At 70.6% G+C, this 16,421-nt stretch carries 13 protein-coding genes and 4 tRNA genes; 14 read left to right on the top strand and 3 right to left on the bottom strand.

The genetic code is table 11. From position 1 onward, the window contains the following. On the top strand, window positions 1-672 hold a 672-nt coding region (locus BM430_RS28850), incomplete at its 5' end, for an IS3 family transposase (RefSeq protein ID WP_143132152.1). 131 nt (window positions 673-803) lie between these two features. Here BM430_RS28850 and trpE read toward each other — a convergent pair. Both trpE and BM430_RS28840 read right to left on the bottom strand, forming a co-directional pair. Further along, window positions 804-2,318, bottom strand: a complete 1,515-nt coding sequence (gene trpE, locus BM430_RS28845; protein WP_093570668.1) for an anthranilate synthase component I — start codon at window positions 2,316-2,318, stop codon at window positions 804-806. Window positions 2,319-2,322: 4 nt separating this feature from the next. Beyond that, the gene (locus BM430_RS28840) at window positions 2,323-4,227 is read right to left on the bottom strand and encodes a peptidylprolyl isomerase (RefSeq protein ID WP_093570667.1); all 1,905 of its coding nucleotides are present in this window, start codon (window positions 4,225-4,227) and stop codon (window positions 2,323-2,325) included. 197 nt (window positions 4,228-4,424) lie between these two features. On the opposite strand from BM430_RS28840, the gene tpiA reads away from it, so the two are divergent. Continuing rightward, on the top strand, window positions 4,425-5,186 hold the full coding sequence (gene tpiA, locus BM430_RS28835; RefSeq protein ID WP_093570666.1) for a triose-phosphate isomerase: 762 nt from the start codon (window positions 4,425-4,427) through the stop codon (window positions 5,184-5,186). 275 nt (window positions 5,187-5,461) lie between these two features. Here tpiA and BM430_RS28830 read toward each other — a convergent pair. Next, window positions 5,462-5,537: transfer RNA gene (locus BM430_RS28830), tRNA-Val, on the bottom strand. Window positions 5,538-5,742: 205 nt separating this feature from the next. Between BM430_RS28830 and BM430_RS28825 the strand changes: the two genes are divergently transcribed. The 12 genes from BM430_RS28825 (at window position 5,743) to nuoG (ending at window position 16,413) form a co-directional block, all read left to right on the top strand. Then, window positions 5,743-5,819, top strand: a tRNA-Asp gene (locus BM430_RS28825). 44 nt (window positions 5,820-5,863) lie between these two features. Then, window positions 5,864-5,940 (top strand) — tRNA-Asp (locus BM430_RS28820). A gap of 56 nt (window positions 5,941-5,996) precedes the next feature. Next, window positions 5,997-6,073, top strand: a tRNA-Asp gene (locus tag BM430_RS28815). A 150-nt stretch (window positions 6,074-6,223) separates the two neighbouring features. Then, window positions 6,224-7,885 (top strand): methyl-accepting chemotaxis protein, encoded by a 1,662-nt coding sequence (locus tag BM430_RS28810; protein ID WP_244539702.1) that lies wholly within the window; start codon window positions 6,224-6,226, stop codon window positions 7,883-7,885. A 117-nt stretch (window positions 7,886-8,002) separates the two neighbouring features. Continuing rightward, window positions 8,003-8,545: a CAP domain-containing protein gene (locus tag BM430_RS28805; protein WP_093570665.1), complete on the top strand. Its 543-nt coding sequence runs from the start codon at window positions 8,003-8,005 to the stop codon at window positions 8,543-8,545. A 327-nt stretch (window positions 8,546-8,872) separates the two neighbouring features. Further along, window positions 8,873-9,238, top strand: coding sequence for an NADH-quinone oxidoreductase subunit A (locus BM430_RS28800; RefSeq protein WP_093570664.1), 366 nt, complete (start codon window positions 8,873-8,875; stop codon window positions 9,236-9,238). Window positions 9,239-9,287: 49 nt separating this feature from the next. Next, window positions 9,288-9,869: a NuoB/complex I 20 kDa subunit family protein gene (locus tag BM430_RS28795; RefSeq protein WP_093570663.1), complete on the top strand. Its 582-nt coding sequence runs from the start codon at window positions 9,288-9,290 to the stop codon at window positions 9,867-9,869. 8 nt (window positions 9,870-9,877) lie between these two features. Next, window positions 9,878-10,540, top strand: a complete 663-nt coding sequence (locus tag BM430_RS28790) for an NADH-quinone oxidoreductase subunit C (RefSeq protein WP_093570662.1) — start codon at window positions 9,878-9,880, stop codon at window positions 10,538-10,540. Between the two features lie 6 nt (window positions 10,541-10,546). Beyond that, window positions 10,547-11,737 carry an NADH-quinone oxidoreductase subunit D gene (locus BM430_RS28785; RefSeq protein WP_093570661.1) on the top strand — a complete coding sequence of 397 codons (1,191 nt, stop codon included), beginning with the start codon at window positions 10,547-10,549 and terminating at the stop codon, window positions 11,735-11,737. Between the two features lie 58 nt (window positions 11,738-11,795). Next, window positions 11,796-12,881 carry an NADH-quinone oxidoreductase subunit NuoE gene (gene nuoE, locus BM430_RS28780; RefSeq protein WP_093570660.1) on the top strand — a complete coding sequence of 362 codons (1,086 nt, stop codon included), beginning with the start codon at window positions 11,796-11,798 and terminating at the stop codon, window positions 12,879-12,881. A gap of 49 nt (window positions 12,882-12,930) precedes the next feature. Next, the gene (gene nuoF / locus BM430_RS28775) at window positions 12,931-14,232 is read left to right on the top strand and encodes an NADH-quinone oxidoreductase subunit NuoF (RefSeq protein WP_048431988.1); all 1,302 of its coding nucleotides are present in this window, start codon (window positions 12,931-12,933) and stop codon (window positions 14,230-14,232) included. 99 nt (window positions 14,233-14,331) lie between these two features. Then, complete coding sequence (gene nuoG, locus BM430_RS28770) at window positions 14,332-16,413, top strand: NADH-quinone oxidoreductase subunit NuoG (protein WP_093570659.1); 2,082 nt, start codon at window positions 14,332-14,334, stop codon at window positions 16,411-16,413. Window positions 16,414-16,421 lie beyond the last annotated feature (8 nt).

The raw sequence follows: 16,421 nt of genomic DNA, 5'->3' as shown, positions 1-16,421 counted from the left end.
GAGGCTCACAGCCGCAAGCGCATCGCCCGGCTGATGCGACAGGCGGGTCTCGTCGGGGCGTGCCATCGCCGCGGCGGACCGGTGACGACGCGGCGCGATCAGGAGGCCCGACCGGCTCCGGACCTGGTCGACCGCAGCTTTGCGGCCGATGAACCCAACCGGCTCTGGGTCGCAGACATCACCTACATCCCAACGCGTGCCGGGTTCCTCTACCTGGCGATCGTGCTCGATGCGTTCAGCTGTCGGATCGTCGGCTGGTCGATGGCGGATCATCTGCGAACTGAACTGGTACTGGACGCGCTCGAGATGGCTGTCGGCCAGAGAAAGCCGCGGGACGTGATCCACCACTCGGATCAGGGCTCGCAATATACATCGCTAGCCTTCGGCAGCCGCTGCCGCGAGGCGGGTGTGCGGCCCTCGATGGGCTCGGTCGGTGATGCCTACGACAACGCCATGGCCGAGAGCTTCTTCTCGACCCTGGAATGCGAGTTGCTCGCCCGCCGGCGCTTCCAGTCCCGGCCCGAGGCCCGCATGGCCCTCTTCAGCTACCTCGAGGGCTTCTATAACCCCGTACGGCGACACTCCGCCCTGGGCTACCGCTCACCCCTCGTCTACGAACAGGAGTATCCCCCAAAACCCGCAACCGGGACCCTGGTCAGCCAAGCCCCGTAGCCGTCCACAGAAACGGGGCAATCCCAGACGCGGAGGGTGACAGGAGCTGGGTTTGTCCGTCCGTTGACTTGGCTCCGTCGACTTGGCTCCGTCGACTTGTCGATGGAGCCGCCCTCCGGAAAGCGGACCCGCTACTGCCCGCGCCGCGCCTGCGCGGCGAACCGAACGGCCTCCTCCGCCGCCCGGAACAGCGCCTTCGCCTTGTTGACGCATTCCTGCTGCTCGGAGGCCGGATCGGAATCGTGCACGATGCCGGCACCCGCCTGGACGTGCATGCGCCCGTCCTTGACGATGGCGGTGCGGAGCACGATGCAGGTGTCCATCTGGCCGTCGGCGCCGAAATAGCCGATGCAGCCGCCGTACGGCCCGCGCTTCTCGCGCTCCAGTTCGTCGATGATCTGCATCGCCCGCACCTTGGGCGCGCCCGAGACCGTGCCGGCGGGGAAACCTGCGGCGAGCGCCGAGAGGGCGTCGTGCCGGGGATCGAGGCGGCCCTCGACGTTCGACACGATGTGCATGACCTGGCTGTAGAATTCGAGGAAGAACGAATCCGTCACCCGCACGCTTCCGATCTCGGCGACACGACCGACGTCGTTGCGGCCGAGGTCGAGCAGCATCAGGTGCTCGGAGCGCTCCTTGGGGTCGGCCAGCAGCTCGTCGGCGAGCGCACGATCCTCCTCCGGCGTCGCGCCGCGGCGGCGGGTGCCGGCGATCGGCCGGATGGTGACCGCGCCGTCGCGCACCCGCACCAGGATCTCGGGCGACGAGCAGACGATCTGGAAGTCGCCGAAATCGAGGTAGCATAGGAACGGCGCCGGGTTGACCCGGCGCAGCGAGCGGTAGAGCGCCAGCGGCGGCAGGGTGAACGGCGCCTCGAAGCGCTGCGACAGCACCACCTGGAAGATGTCGCCGGCGGCGATGTACTCCTTGGCCCGCGCGACCATGCCCAGGAAATCGTCGGGTGCGACGTTCGAGACCGCTTCCGGTGCCGGGATCTCGGTCGGGTTCTGCCGCGCCTCGACCGGCAGCGGGCCCTCCAGCGCGTCGGCGGCGCGCTCGAGACGCGCCAGGGCCGCCTCGTAGCCGGCCCTGGCCGAGAGGCCGGGGGCAGGGCGGATCGGCGCCACGAGGGCGATCTCGTCGCGCACCGCGTCGAAGATCACCATCACGGTCGGGCGGACCAGGATCGCGTCCGGCACCCCGATCGGGTCGGGATGGGGCGCGTCGAGCCGCTCCATCTCGCGAACCATGTCGTAGCCGAGATAGCCGAACAGGCCGGCCGCCATCGGGGGCAGGCCCGCCTCGGCGGGGATCGCGCTCTCGGCGATCAGCGCCCGCAGGCTGTCGAGGGGCGCGGCCTCCTCGGGCGCGAAGGCGGCGAGGTCGGGGGCGTTCGCGCGCTCGGCCCGGCCCCTGGCGCAGCGCCAGATCAGGTCGGGATCGAGCCCGATCATCGAGTAGCGACCGCGCACGGCGCCGCCCTCGACCGATTCGAGCAGGAAGGCGGCGCCCTCGCGCCCCGCCTTCAGCTTCAGGAAGGCGGCGACCGGCGTCTCGAGATCGGCCACCAGGGTGGCGCGCAGGAGGACCGGGCGGCCCGACTCGTAGGCCGCGGCGGCGGCCTCCTGGGATGGCGAGACGAGCACGGGATCAGTACTCGCCGCCGATGGCGCGTCGGAAGGCGCCCTCGTTGACAGACACGCCGGCCTGCTTCTGCACGTCGGCGATGTACTGGGCGAGCACGTCGTCGGCGAGCGCCGTGCGGTACTGCCCCTCCACCGCGACCGCGCCCTGGGCCGTCGGCACGAAGGCCGGCACCGTGGCGCCCGTCACCCGGAACACCACCCGGGCGGTCGCGTCGCCCGAGGCCGTGCCGGCCTTGCCCACCGGCGTCGCGAACAGGCGGGCGACGCCCTCGGTCGAGAGGCCGTCGCGGCCGCGGCCGCGGGCGATGTCGGTCGCGGTCTTCGTCTCCTGGCCCAGGGACTTCGCCACCTCCTCGATCGCCTCGCCCTTGTCGAGGCGCTCGGTCGCTTCGCGGGCCTTGGCGGCGAGGCGGCGAGAGACCTCGTCGGCCTTCCACTGCGCCACGACGGCGTCGCGGACCTCGGCGAGCGGCTTGTCGTGGGCCGGATCGATCTTGCTCACGTCGTACCAGACGTAGCCGCCGGAGCGGGTGCGCAGGGCCTCGTTGTCCGCGCCCATGTCGCTCCGGAAGATCGCCGCCAGCGTCGCGTCCTTGTCGGGGATCGCGTCGACAGCCTTGCCCTGCGGGTCGCGGCCCTGCGCGTCGACCGCCGGCACGGAGACGAGGGCGAGGCCCTGCTCGCGGGCGATGTCGGCCAGGGGCTTGGCGCCGGCGCGCTGGTCCTCGATCGCGTCGTGGACCTTTTCCAGGCCGTCCCGGGCCTTCTCCAGGGCGACCTCCTGGCGGACCTCGCCGGCCACCTCCTCGAAGGGCTTGCGGGCGCCGGGCTGCACGTTGGTCACCCGCAGGAGCACCGTGCCGAAGCGGCCCTTGACCGGCTCGCTCACGGCGTTCGGCTCGGCCGCGAAGGCGGCCTCCGCCACCGCCGGGTCGAACAGCTCGGACTTGGCGAAGGTACCGAGGTCGAGCGCCTTGGCGTCGAGGCCGCGCTCGGTCGCGACCTGGTCGAAGGTCACCGCGTTGCTGCGGATGCGGGCGAGCGCGGCCTGGGCGTCGGCGTCGTTCGGGAACACGATCTGCTGGATCGAGCGCTTCTCGGGGGTGCCGAAGCGGCTCTTCTCGGATTCGTAGCGGGCGCGGGCCTCGGCCTCCGGCACGGCGTCGGGCTTGGCCAGCGTCGCCGGATCGAGGACGAGCAGGTTGACGCTGCGGTATTCCGGCGCCCGGAACGCGCTCTTGCGCTCGGTGTAGAAGGTGTTCACCTCCTCGTCGGTCGGGGCCGGGATCTCGCCCGCGGCCGCATCCGGCAGGGTGAAGTAGGCGGCCGCTCGGCGCTCGGCGGTGTAGCGGTGGATCGCCTCGCGGGCGGCGAGCGGCACCGGCAGGTCGGCGGTGATCGCGTCGGCGAGCTGGAGGCGGGCGGCGACGGCGCGCTGCTCCTGCACGAAGCCCTGCTCGGTCAGGCCGGCCTGGCGCAAAGTGTCGCGAAACGTGTTGACGTCGAAGGCGCCGTTCACGCCCTTGAAGGCCGGTTCCTCCTGGATCAGCCGCACCACCGCGGTATCGGGGATGCGCAGGCCCAGATCCTTCGTCTTCTGGTCGAGGGAGGCCTCGGTGATGAGCTGCGCCAGAACCTGCCGGTCGAGGCCGAGCGCCCGGGCCTGGTCCGGGGTGATCGGCCGCCGGCTCTGGCGCGACAGGCGCTGGAGCTGGTTCTGGTAGGCGGTGCGCAGGGCCTCGGCCGGGATCTGCGTGCTGCCGACCGTGGCGACCGCATTGCTGCCGCCGCCCCGGAAGATGTCGCCGATGCCGAAGATGGCGAGGCCCGCGATCAGGAGGCCGAACACCACCGTCACCACGATCTTGCCGAGCCAGCTCTGGCTGGCGGCGCGGAACCCCTGGAGCATCGCGATCCTCGAAAACCTGGGAGGCGCCGCCCGCGCGGGGACGCCCTGAATCCGGCCGCGATACCGCATAAGCGCCGTTAGGCAAAGAGCGGCGCCTGCCACCGGTTTGCCGCCCGGCGGCGGACCTGTTACCCGGCAACGCTTGGTGATGACGGCGCCGTCGACGACGACGCTTGGTGACGATCCGGGGAGACGTGATGACGACCGAACGGCCGCGCCCGCTGGTGGCGGGAAACTGGAAGATGAACGGCCTCCAGGCCTCGCTGAAGGTGGCCGAGGCCGTCCGCGACGGCCTCGACGCGGGGTTGGCGCAGCGGATCGACGTGCTGGTCTGCCCGCCCGCGACCCTGGTCGGCGCGATGGCCGCGACGCTGAAGGGCTCCCCCGTCGCGGTCGGCGGCCAGGACGTCCATGCCGAGGCGAGCGGGGCTTACACCGGCAACGTCTCGGCCGAGATGCTGGCGGATCTGGGCGCGACCCACACCATCGTCGGCCATTCCGAGCGCCGGGCCTATCACCACGAGAGCGACGCCGACATCCGCGCCAAGGCGCTCGCCGCCCGCCGGGCCCGGCTCGTCGCGATCATCTGCGTCGGCGAGACCCGCGAGGAGCGCGAGGCCGGCCGCACCCTGGAGATCGTGCGCGGCCAGCTCGCCGGCTCGCTCCCCGACGGCGCCACGGCCGCCGACACGGTGATCGCCTACGAGCCGGTCTGGGCGATCGGCACCGGGCTCACCCCGACGGTGGACGACGTCGCCGAGGTGCACGCGCTGATCCGCAAGGAGCTGGAGGGTCGGCTGGATGCGGAGGGCGCGAAGGTGCGCATCCTCTACGGCGGCTCGGTTAAGCCCTCGAACGCGGCCGAGTTGATGGGCGTTGCCCATGTGGACGGCGCACTCGTGGGTGGGGCGAGCCTGAAGGCCGAGGACTTCCTGGGAATCGCGGCGGCGTATCGCTGAAAGGCGGTCCTTGAGCTTCCGCTCTGGCGGAGCCGCCTCTCGGCGTCATCCCGGGCCTCGCTTCAGGCGCTGACCCGGGATCCACAACCGCTGACGGGACCAAACACGGCGACCGGCTTTCCGCCTTGTCCTGAAACCCCGGTGGATCCCGATCCCGGGCTCCGCAGCGCGGCCCCGGGACGACGCGGAGGGTTTCAGAAGCCTGGGGGCGAAGGCGGCAGGTCGTATGCTGCAGCCCGCCTGGCACAGGCGAGTAATGCGCGCCGCGAAAGCGCTGGTGGGCGGTGACGGGCTCGAACCGCCGACCCTCTCGGTGTAAACGAGATGCTCTACCAACTGAGCTAACCGCCCGGATGCGGGCATCGTTAAGGCGCCTCGCCCGAGAGTGCAAGGCTTCGCGTGCAGCCCGTGCTCCCGCGCGGGCGGGATGCCGCGAGAGCCGCCGGCATGCCGGCTTCGGACCCTCGTCACCCCTCCCGACTTTCTTGAGCCGGCGGCTTGACAGGGTAGGGGGCTCCCCATACACCGCGGCCATCGCAGCACTGCGAGACGCCGGGCGGACGTAGCTCAGTCGGTTAGAGTGCCGGCCTGTCACGCCGGAGGTCGCGGGTTCGAGCCCCGTCGTCCGCGCCACTTCCTTCATCGGAAAGGCGTTTCTGTAGTGCATAGCGCCCTGTGCGGACGTAGCTCAGTCGGTTAGAGTGCCGGCCTGTCACGCCGGAGGTCGCGGGTTCGAGCCCCGTCGTCCGCGCCATCTCCTCCCAGGAGGAAGGGCAGCCCAAAGCTGCAGGGTACATGCGAGCGCGCCGCGCGGGCGTAGCTCAGTTGGTTAGAGTGCCGGCCTGTCACGCCGGAGGTCGCGGGTTCGAGCCCCGTCGCCCGCGCCACTCACCGCAGACGACACTGATCTTCCAGCAAAAGTGTCGATGTAAGAACCTGACGCTAAGGCACCATCAAGCATCTCCGTCCTATCGTCCCGTTGGACGCAGCGGGGATCGACGATGACTTGGTCTGGGGTATCCTGGTCGAACATGAGCGTGAGCCGGAAGTTCGCCGTGATGATGGCGGCGGCGGTGATCGGCTTCTCCGCCGTGGTCGCCTATGCCCTGCGGGCCAACCACGACAGCCTGATCGCCGAGCGGGTCGCCAAGATGCGCGCCCTCTCCGACGTGGCGCTCGCCGCCGCTACGAGCCTGGAGGCGCAGGCCGCGGCCGGCACGATGAGCCGCGAGGCGGCCCTCGCGGCGTTCCGCGCCCGCGCCCACGACATGCGCTACGAGGGCGACAACTACCTCGCGGTCTACGACTTCTCCGGCACCGCCCTGGTGATCCCGCCCAAGCCCGAGTGGATCGGCAAGGACATGAGCGGGCTGAAGGATGCGAGCGGCCTGCTCCTCGTCCGGGCGATCGTCGACATCGCCCGGTCGGGTACGCCCGGCACCCTGCGCTACGTCTTCCCCCGCCCGGGCGGCACCGCCCACGTGCCGAAGCTCAGCTATATCCAGGGCTTCGCGCCCTGGGGGCTCGCGATCTTCACCGGCGTCTACATCGACGACATCGAGGCGGCGTTCTGGCGGCAGGCGCTCTGGCTGTGCGGCATCGCCGGCGCGGCCCTGGTCGGCGTCGGATTGCTGGGGCTGCTCGGGTGGCGCTCCATCGTCGGCGGGCTCGAGGGTCTGAGCGGGGCGACGGCCGCGCTCGCGGGAGGGCGCTACGACCTCGCGGTGCCGGGCACGGGGCGGCGCGACGAGATCGGCGGCATCGCCCGCGCCATCGACGGCTTCCGGCTGGTGCTGATGGAGCGCGAGACGCTGGCGGCCGAGCGCGATGCGAGCGCGGCGCAGGCTCGCCGCGCCGAGCAGGTCGGCCAGGCGGTCAGGACCTTCGAGAGCAAGGTGGCGGAGGTGCTGGCGCAGGTCGACGCCGCCGCCCGGGACCTCGACGCGACGGCGCGGGCGATGTCCGGCACCGCGGCCGAGGCCGTCGGACGGGCCGGCACGGCGGCCAGTTCGGCGGCGGACGCGTCCCGCGAGGCCGGGGGGTTGGCGGAGGCGGCCGACGGGCTCGGCCGCTCGGTCGCGGCGGTCGGCGCCGACGTGCGCGAGGCGGCCGCGATGGCGCGGGACGCCGTGACCGGGACCGACCGCACGGCGGCCGTCATGCAGAGCCTCAGCGAGGCCGCCGCCCGCATCGGCGACGTGGTCTCGGTGATCGCCGGCGTCGCCTCGCAGACGAACCTTTTAGCGCTCAACGCGACGATCGAGGCGGCCCGGGCGGGCGAGGCGGGCCGCGGCTTCGCGGTGGTCGCGGCGGAGGTCAAGCAGCTCGCCGGCCAGACCGACCGGGCGACGCAGGAGATCGCCGCCCAGGTCGCGGCGATCCAGGACACGACGCGCCAGGCGGCGAACGCGATGGGCGAGGTCGCGACCCAGGCCCGCGCCATCAGCGGCGTCTCGGCCCGGGTCGCCACGGCGGTCGAGGCGCAGGTCGGCGCCACCCAGGCGATCGTGTCGGGCGTGGCGCAGGCCGCCTCCGGAACCGCCCTGGTGAGCGGCTCGGTCGAGGGGCTCGCCCTCGACGCCGAGGCCACCGGCGAGGCCGCCCGGCAGGTGCTCAACGCCGCCGACACCGTCGCGCGGCAATCGGCCAGCCTCGGCGCCGAGGTGAACCGCTTCCTCACCACCCTGCGGGCGGCCTGAGCCCGGATGACCTCGGGGACGCGCCCGCCCCGAAAATTTCCACAATCGCCCGACAGGTGGCGCTCTCGCGCGGCGCCGCCGCGTCCAAGTCTTCGAGAGACAGGGCTTCGAGAGACGATGTCGCATCCGTTCCGTTCGACGGTTCCCGCTCCCCAGACGGCGGAGATTCCGCGGCGCGGCCTCGTGACGATCGTGCTGCTCGGGGCTGGCTTGGCGCTCGCCGGATGCAGCGGCTCGGCGATCCTGCCCGCGCCGGACCTGCCGACCACGCCGGTGATCCTCGACGAGGCCGCGGCCGCGGCCGCGATCTCGCGCTACCGGGCGAGCCACGGCCTCGGGCCGGTGGTGATCGATTCCTCGCTGATCCGCGCCGCCTCCTACCAGGCCGAGGCCAATGCCCGGGCCGGCCAGCTCTCGCACGAGGTCGGCGGCACCTTCGACGCGCGACTCAAGCGCGCCGGCTTCGGCGGCCGCTACGCCGCCGAGAACCTGAGCGCGGGCTCCACCACTTTCGACGACGTGCTGAAGCGCTGGCAGGTCTCGCCCGAGCACAACCGCAACATGCTGATGCCGCAGGTCAGGCGCGTCGGCATCGCCCGGGTGGATGCGCCCGGCAGCCGCTACAAGCGGTTCTGGGCCTTGATCCTGTCGGACGGCTGAGAAGCGTCGCCGCACCGCGGAATCGGGCCGAATCGCGCAAAACACCCCGGAAGGGCAGGGCCCTGCGACGATCCTCCCCGCCCGCCGGACTCTTCCGGGCGTTGTGTGCAGGGCATGAGCCCCTATCTTGCGTGCAGACGTTCGCGGTTTGTGCGGTGCGAACGCCCCTTGTTTCGCAATACCCGCTCGTTTAAGCCTCGCGCACCTTCCGGGCTTTGGAACCGTTCCGAGAACGGCCCCGGCGGCCGGGTTCCGCCCGGGCACGCGCCAAGGCTCACGCTAAGGCCCGCTCACCCAAGGCCTCGCGCCTACCCTTGAGGATGCTCGATGAACGGCCTCCTGTCGGATTACCTGCCGCTGGTGATCTTCATCGGCGTCTCCCTCTTCATCGCGGCGGCGCTCCTCGTGGCCCCGTTCCTGGTGGCCTATAACAGCCCGGACCCGGAGAAGCTCTCGGCCTACGAGTGCGGGTTCAACGCCTTCGACGACGCGCGCATGAAGTTCGACGTGCGCTTCTACCTCGTCGCCATCCTGTTCATCATCTTCGACCTCGAAGTGGCCTTCCTGTTCCCGTGGGCGATCACGTTCGGGGATCTCGGCTGGTTCGGCTTCTGGTCGATGATGGCCTTCCTCGGCGTACTCACCGTCGGCTTCGTCTACGAGTGGCGCAAGGGCGCCCTCGAGTGGGACTAGCAGACCGACGCGCAGAGCCGCCCCCGAGACGTAGGAACCGGACCCCACCATGGCCCTCACCACCGTCCGCGCCCCGACGATCGCGCCGCAGCCGAAGGGTATCCTCGACCCGGCCACCGGCAAGCCGATCGGCGCCAACGATCCGACCTTCCTGACGATCAGCGACGAGCTCGCCGATCGCGGCTTCCTGCTGACCACCGCCGACGACCTCATCACCTGGGCCCGCACCGGCTCGCTGATGTGGATGACCTTCGGGTTGGCCTGCTGCGCCGTCGAGATGATGCAGATGTCGATGCCGCGCTACGATTGCGAGCGGTTCGGCTTCGCCCCGCGCGGCTCGCCGCGCCAGTCCGACGTGATGATCGTCGCCGGCACGCTCACCAACAAGATGGCGCCCGCGCTCCGCAAGGTCTACGACCAGATGCCGGAGCCGCGCTACGTCATCTCGATGGGCTCCTGCGCCAACGGCGGCGGCTACTATCACTATTCCTACTCGGTGGTGCGCGGCTGCGACCGGGTGGTCCCGGTCGACATCTACGTCCCGGGCTGCCCGCCGACCGCCGAGGCGCTGCTCTACGGCGTGCTGCTGCTGCAGAAGAAGATCCGCCGCACCGGCACGATCGAGCGCTGAGGCTGGCCATGAGCAACGGCATCACCATCCGCGCCCATACCCAGAGCGAGCAGGGCGACGCGGTCCTCGCGCGCCTCTCCGATACCCTCGCCGAGACGCTCGGCGCCGCCATCGCCGACCGGGCGATCGCCTTCGGCGAGCTGACCCTCGTGGTGGAGGGCTCCGAGATCGTGCGGGTGCTGACGCACCTGCGCGACGCTCCGGCCTGCGCCTTCTCGACCTTCATCGACATCTGCGGGGCCGACTATCCGGGCCGGGCGAAGCGCTTCGACGTCGTCTACCACCTGCTGTCGATGCGCCATAACCGGCGCATCCGCGTGAAGGTGCAGACCGACGAGCGCACGCCGGTGCCGACCGCGATCCCGGTCTTCCCGGCGGCGAACTGGTACGAGCGCGAGACCTACGACCTCTACGGCATCCTGTTCTCGGGCCATCCGGACCTGCGCCGGCTGCTCACCGATTACGGCTTCGAGGGCCACCCCCTCCGCAAGGACTTCCCGCTCACCGGCTTCGTCGAGGTCCGCTACGACCAGGACGAGGCACGGGTGGTCTACGAGCCCGTGCGACTGACGCAGGAATTCCGCAACTTCGACTTCCTGTCCCCCTGGGAGGGCACCGACTACGTGCTCCCGGGCGACGAGAAGGCCGACAAGGCACCGGCGAAAGGCTGAGCCGACATGGGCGAGCACAGCATCCGCAACTTCTCGATCAATTTCGGCCCGCAGCACCCGGCGGCGCACGGCGTGCTGCGCCTGGTGCTGGAGCTCGACGGCGAGGTGGTCGAGCGCGTCGACCCGCATATCGGCCTGCTTCACCGCGGCACCGAGAAGCTGATCGAGGTCAAGACCTACCTCCAGGCGACGCCCTATTTCGACCGGCTCGACTACGTCGCACCGATGAACCAGGAGCACGCCTTCTGCCTGGCGATCGAGCGGATGCTCGGCCTCGAGGTGCCGCGCCGCGCCAAGCTGATCCGCACGCTCTACTGCGAGATCGGCCGGCTGCTGTCGCACCTCCTGAACGTCACCACGCAGGCGATGGACGTCGGCGCCCTCACGCCCCCGCTCTGGGGCTTCGAGGAGCGCGAGAAGCTGATGATCTTCTACGAGCGCGCCTCGGGCGCTCGTCTCCACGCCAACTACTTCCGGCCGGGCGGCGTCCACCAGGACCTGCCGCCGAGCCTGATCGACGACATCGAGGCGTTCTGCGAGACGTTCCCGCAGGTGGTCGACGACCTCGACAACCTCGTGATGGCCAACCGCATCTTCAAGCAGCGCAACGTCGACATCGGCATCGTCACCGTCGAGGAGGCGCTCGCCTGGGGCTTCTCGGGCGTGATGGTGCGCGGCTCCGGCATGCCGTGGGACCTGCGCAAGTCGCAGCCCTACGAGGCCTACGACGAGATGGATTTCGACATCCCCGTGGGGAAGAACGGCGACACCTACGATCGCCAGGTCATCCGCATGGAGGAGATGCGCCAGTCGGTGCGCATCATGAAGCAGTGCATCGCCAAGCTGCGCGAGCCGGCCGGCCAGGGGCCGATCGCGACGCAGGACGGCAAGGTGGCGCCGCCGCCGCGGCGCGAGATGAAGCGCTCGATGGAGGCGCTCATCCACCACTTCAAGCTCTACACCGAGGGCTTCCACGTGCCGGCCGGCGAGGTCTACGCCGCGGTCGAGGCGCCCAAGGGCGAGTTCGGCGTCTACCTCGTCGCCGACGGCACCAACAAGCCGTACCGCTGCAAGATCCGCGCTCCGGGCTTCGCCCACCTCCAGGCGATGGACTGGATGTGCCGCGGCCACATGCTGGCGGACGTGTCGTGCATCCTCGGCACGCTCGACATCGTGTTCGGCGAGGTGGACCGGTAAGGGGCTCACGCCCCCGCCCGCACCCGCCGGAGACGTATGAGACATGGACGTTTGAGACATGGCCAACCGCAGACTTGCCCCGGTTTCCGAGCAGCCCGAGAGCTTCGCGTTCACGGCTGAGAACGCCGAATGGGCCAAGGGGCAGATCGCCAAGTACCCGGAGGGGCGCCAGGCCTCGGCCGTGATCCCGCTCCTGTGGAAGGCGCAGGAGCAGAATGGCGGCTGGCTGCCGCAAAAGGCCATCGAGGCGGTCGCCGACCAGCTCGGCATGCCGCATATCCGGGTGCTGGAGGTCGCGACCTTCTACACCATGTTCGCCCTCGAGCCGGTCGGCCGCTACTGGATCCAGGTCTGCGGCACCGCGCCCTGCGACGTCTGCGGCGCCCGCGAGCTGAAGCAGTACCTCCATGAGCGGCTCGGCCCCTCCGGCCATGTCAGCCCGGACGGCAACTTCTCCTGGCTCGAGGTCGAGTGCCTGGGTGCGTGCTGCAACGCCCCGATGGCGCAGATCAACCACGACTATTACGAGGACCTCACCCCTGAGTCCCTCGGCAAGCTGATGGACGACCTCGCGGCAGGGCGCCCGGTCAAGGTCGGCTCGCAGATCGGCCGTGTCTCCTCCGAGCCCAAGGATGCCGTCACGACCCTAAAGGACGAGACGCTGTTCGACGGCTCGCGCGTCGGCGCGTGGCGCAAGCGCTTCGAGGAAGAGGGGCTGAAGGAGACCGGCGCCGACACGACCGGCGAGAAGGCCCGCACCGAGGCCTCGGCTGCCGAGAGCCCGAAGGCGGCCCGACCCGATGCCGGCCGTCCGAACGAGAGCAAGGCGGCGGCCACCCCGGCGCAGGGCGCGGTCGATCCGAAGTCGGACAAGGGTGAGGTGACCCCGGACCGCACCACCGTGGCGGTGCCGCGCACCGGGCCGGAGACGGTCGGTGCGCCCCAGAGCGGCCGCTCCTACACCATGACGCCGGTCAAGCCCGAAGAGGGCCGTCCGGTGGCAGCGCCTCTGGGCACCACGCCCGAGGCCGGCGCCGAGCCGGCGACCGCGAATGCCAAGACCGACGGATCGCAGGCCAAGCCCGTCGGCATCACCAACGCGGACAAGCCGGCCGACAAGGGCCCTCCCGGCCCGAAGGCGTAATAAGTCGATATGATGTCCCCTTTCACAGCAGGCCTGTAGGACGATCGCCATGCTCGCCGATCAGGATCGGATCTTCACCAACCTCTATGGTCTCCACTCCCCCGGTCTCGAGGCCGCGAAGAAACGCGGCGCGTGGGACGGGACCCAATTCCTGCTGCAGCAGGGCCGGGACTGGATCATCGAGGAGATGAAGAAATCGGGCCTGCGCGGCCGCGGCGGCGCCGGCTTCCCCACCGGCCTGAAGTGGTCCTTCATGCCGAAGAAGTCCGACGGCCGGCCGCACTATCTGGTGGTCAACGCCGACGAGTCGGAGCCCGGCACCTGCAAGGACCGGGAGATCATGCGGCACGATCCGCACCTCCTGATCGAGGGCTGCATGCTGGCGTGCTTCGCCATGGGCGCGCATGCCTGCTACATCTACATCCGCGGCGAGTACGTCGCCGAGAAGCACGCCCTCCAGCGCGCGGTGGACGAGGCCTACGCCGCCCGCCTCGTCGGCGAGAGCAACGTCCACGACTACCCCTTCGACATCTACGTCCACCACGGCGCAGGCGCGTATATCTGCGGCGAGGAAACGGCGCTGATCGAGAGCCTGGAAGGCAAGAAGGGGATGCCGCGGCTGAAGCCGCCGTTCCCGGCCAATATGGGCCTCTACGGCTGCCCGACGACGGTGAACAACGTCGAGTCGATCGCGGTGGCCGGCACCATCCTACGCCGCGGCGGCGCGTGGTTCGCCGGCCTCGGCCGGCCCGGCAATACCGGCACCAAGCTGTTCTGCATCTCGGGCCACGTCAACAAGCCGTGCAACGTCGAGGAAGAGCTCGGCATCACCTTCCGCGAGCTGATCGACCGGCATTGTGGCGGCATGCGCGGCGGCTGGGACAACCTGCTGTGCTCGATCCCCGGCGGCTCCTCGGTGCCGCTGGTGCCGGCCGCCGAGATCATCGACGCGCCGATGGACTTCGACACGCTGAAGAACCTGAAGTCGGGCCTCGGCACCGCCGCCGTGATGGTGTTCGACAAGTCGACCGACATGGTCGCGACGATCGCCCGCATCGCGTACTTCTACAAGCACGAGTCCTGCGGCCAGTGCACCCCGTGCCGCGAGGGCACCGGCTGGATGTGGCGCGTGATGCTGCGCATGGCGGAAGGCCGGGCGCAGAAGCGCGAGATCGACATGCTGCTCGACGTGACGAAGCAGATCGAGGGCCACACCATCTGCGCGCTGGGCGACGCGGCGGCCTGGCCGATCCAGGGCCTGATCCGGCACTTCCGCCCCGAGATCGAGAAGCGCATCGACCGCTACACCGCCAACCCGCACCCGACCCCGGTGCCGATGGCGGCGGAGTGAGGCGGTGTCGCGTCCCACCCGTCATGACCTGCCTTCCCGGTTCGCCGGCCCGGCGCGCGGAGACGCGCGCCCCGCGGACCTCGCCCGAGAGTTGACCGCATGACCAAGATCCTCGTCGACGGCATCGAGGTCGATGTCCCGCCGGACTACACCCTGCTCCAGGCCTGCGAGGTCGCGGGCGCCGAGATCCCGCGCTTCTGCTTCCACGAGCGGCTGTCGATCGCCGGCAATTGCCGCATGTGCCTGGTTGAGCTGAAGGGTGCGCCGAAGCCCGTCGCCTCCTGCGCCTGGGCCGTGCGCGACTGCCGTCCGGGCCCGAACGGCGAGCCGCCGGCGGTGTCGACCAAGTCGGCGCTGACCAAGAAGGCCCGCGAGGGGGTGATGGAGTTCCTCCTCATCAACCACCCGCTCGATTGCCCGATCTGCGACCAGGGCGGCCATTGCGACCTGCAGGACCAGGCCATGGCCTACGGCGTCGATTCGACCCGCTACGGCGAGAACAAGCGCGCCGTCGAGGAGAAGTATATCGGCCCGCTGGTGCGGACCGCGATGAACCGCTGCATCCACTGCACCCGCTGCGTCCGCTTCCTGGCGGAGGTGGCCGGCGTGCCGGATCTCGGCGCCATCGGCCGCGGCGAGGACATGGAGATCACCTCCTACCTCGAGCGCGCGATGGAATCGGAGTTGCAGGGCAACGTCGCCGACCTGTGCCCGGTCGGCGCGCTGGTCCACAAGCCGCAATCCTACAACGTCCGCCCCTGGGAGCTGAACAAGACCGAGTCCGTCGACGTGATGGATGCGGTCGGCTCGGCGATCCGCGTCGACACTCGCGGCCGCGAGGTGATGCAGATCGAGCCGCGGGTGAACGAGGCGATCAACGAGGAGTGGATCTCCGACAAGACCCGCCACGTCGTCGACGGCCTCCGCCTGCAGCGCCTCGACCGGCCGTACCTGCGCGAGAACGGCCGCCTGCGCCCGGCCTCCTGGGCCGAGGCCTTCGGCGCCATCGCGGCCAAGCTCAAGGGTGCCGATCCGAAGCGCGTCGGCGCGATCGTCGGCGACCTCGCCGGGGTCGAGGAGATCTTCGCGCTCAAGACCCTGATGGGCGCGCTCAAGGTCCAGAACCTCGATTGCCGCCAGGACGGGGCGATGATCGATCCGGCCTGGGGCCGGGCCGCCTACACCTTCGGGCCGGGCATCGCCGGCATCGAGCAGGCTGACGCGATCCTGATCGTCGGCGCCAACCCGCGCACCGAGGCCTCGCTCCTCAACGCCCGCATCCGCAAGCGCTGGCGGCTCTCGCCGATGCAGATCGGCGTGATCGGCGAGGACGTCGACCTCACCTATCCCCACACCTATCTCGGTGCCGGCCCGGAGACGCTGGCCGAGGTGGCGGCGGGCCGTCACAGCTTCGCGGAAGGCTTCAAGGCCGCCGAGCGGCCGCTGGTCATCGTCGGCCAGGGGGCGCTCGCCCGTCCCGACGGCGCGGCCCTGCTCGCCGCCGTCGCCAAGCTCGTCCAGGGCCTCGGCACGAAGGCCGAGGGCTGGAACGGCCTCGGCGTGCTCCAGAACGCGGCCGCCCGCGTCGGCGCCCTCGATCTCGGCTTCGTGCCGGGGGAGGGCGGTCTCACCTTCGCCGAGATGGCGCAAGGAGGCGCGCTCGACGTGCTGTTCAACCTCGGCGCCGACGAGGTCGAGGTCGGACAGGGCGCCTTCGTGATCTACCAGGGCACCCACGGCGACAAGGGCGCCCACCGCGCCGACGTGATCCTGCCGGGCGCGGCCTATACCGAGAAGTCGGCGACCTACGTCAACCTCGAGGGACGGGTGCAGCTCGCCAACCGGGCCGCGTTCCCGCCGGGCGACGCCCGCGAGGACTGGGCGATCCTGCGCGCCCTGTCGGACGTGCTGGGAAGCCGCCTGCCGTTCGACTCGCTGCCGGCGCTCCGCAAGGCGCTCTACGCCGCCCACCCGCACATGGCCGGCATCGACCAGATCGCCCCGGCCGACGGCGCGGCCGCGCTGACGACGCTGGCGGGTCTGTCCGGAGAGCCGGGCCGCGAGCCCTTCCGGGCCGCGATTCCTGACTTCTATCTCACCAACCCGATCGCCCGCGCCTCGCGGGTGCTCGCCGAGTGCTCGGGTCTCGCCCGCGGGCGGGCCCTCGAAGCGGCCGAATGAGGAGCACC

The organism is Methylobacterium sp. 174MFSha1.1 (genome assembly GCF_900116815.1).
Lineage (GTDB): Bacteria > Pseudomonadota > Alphaproteobacteria > Rhizobiales > Beijerinckiaceae > Methylobacterium.
The sequence above is the reverse complement of the archived record's forward strand: the minus strand, read 5'-3'. Positions and strand labels throughout refer to the sequence as shown.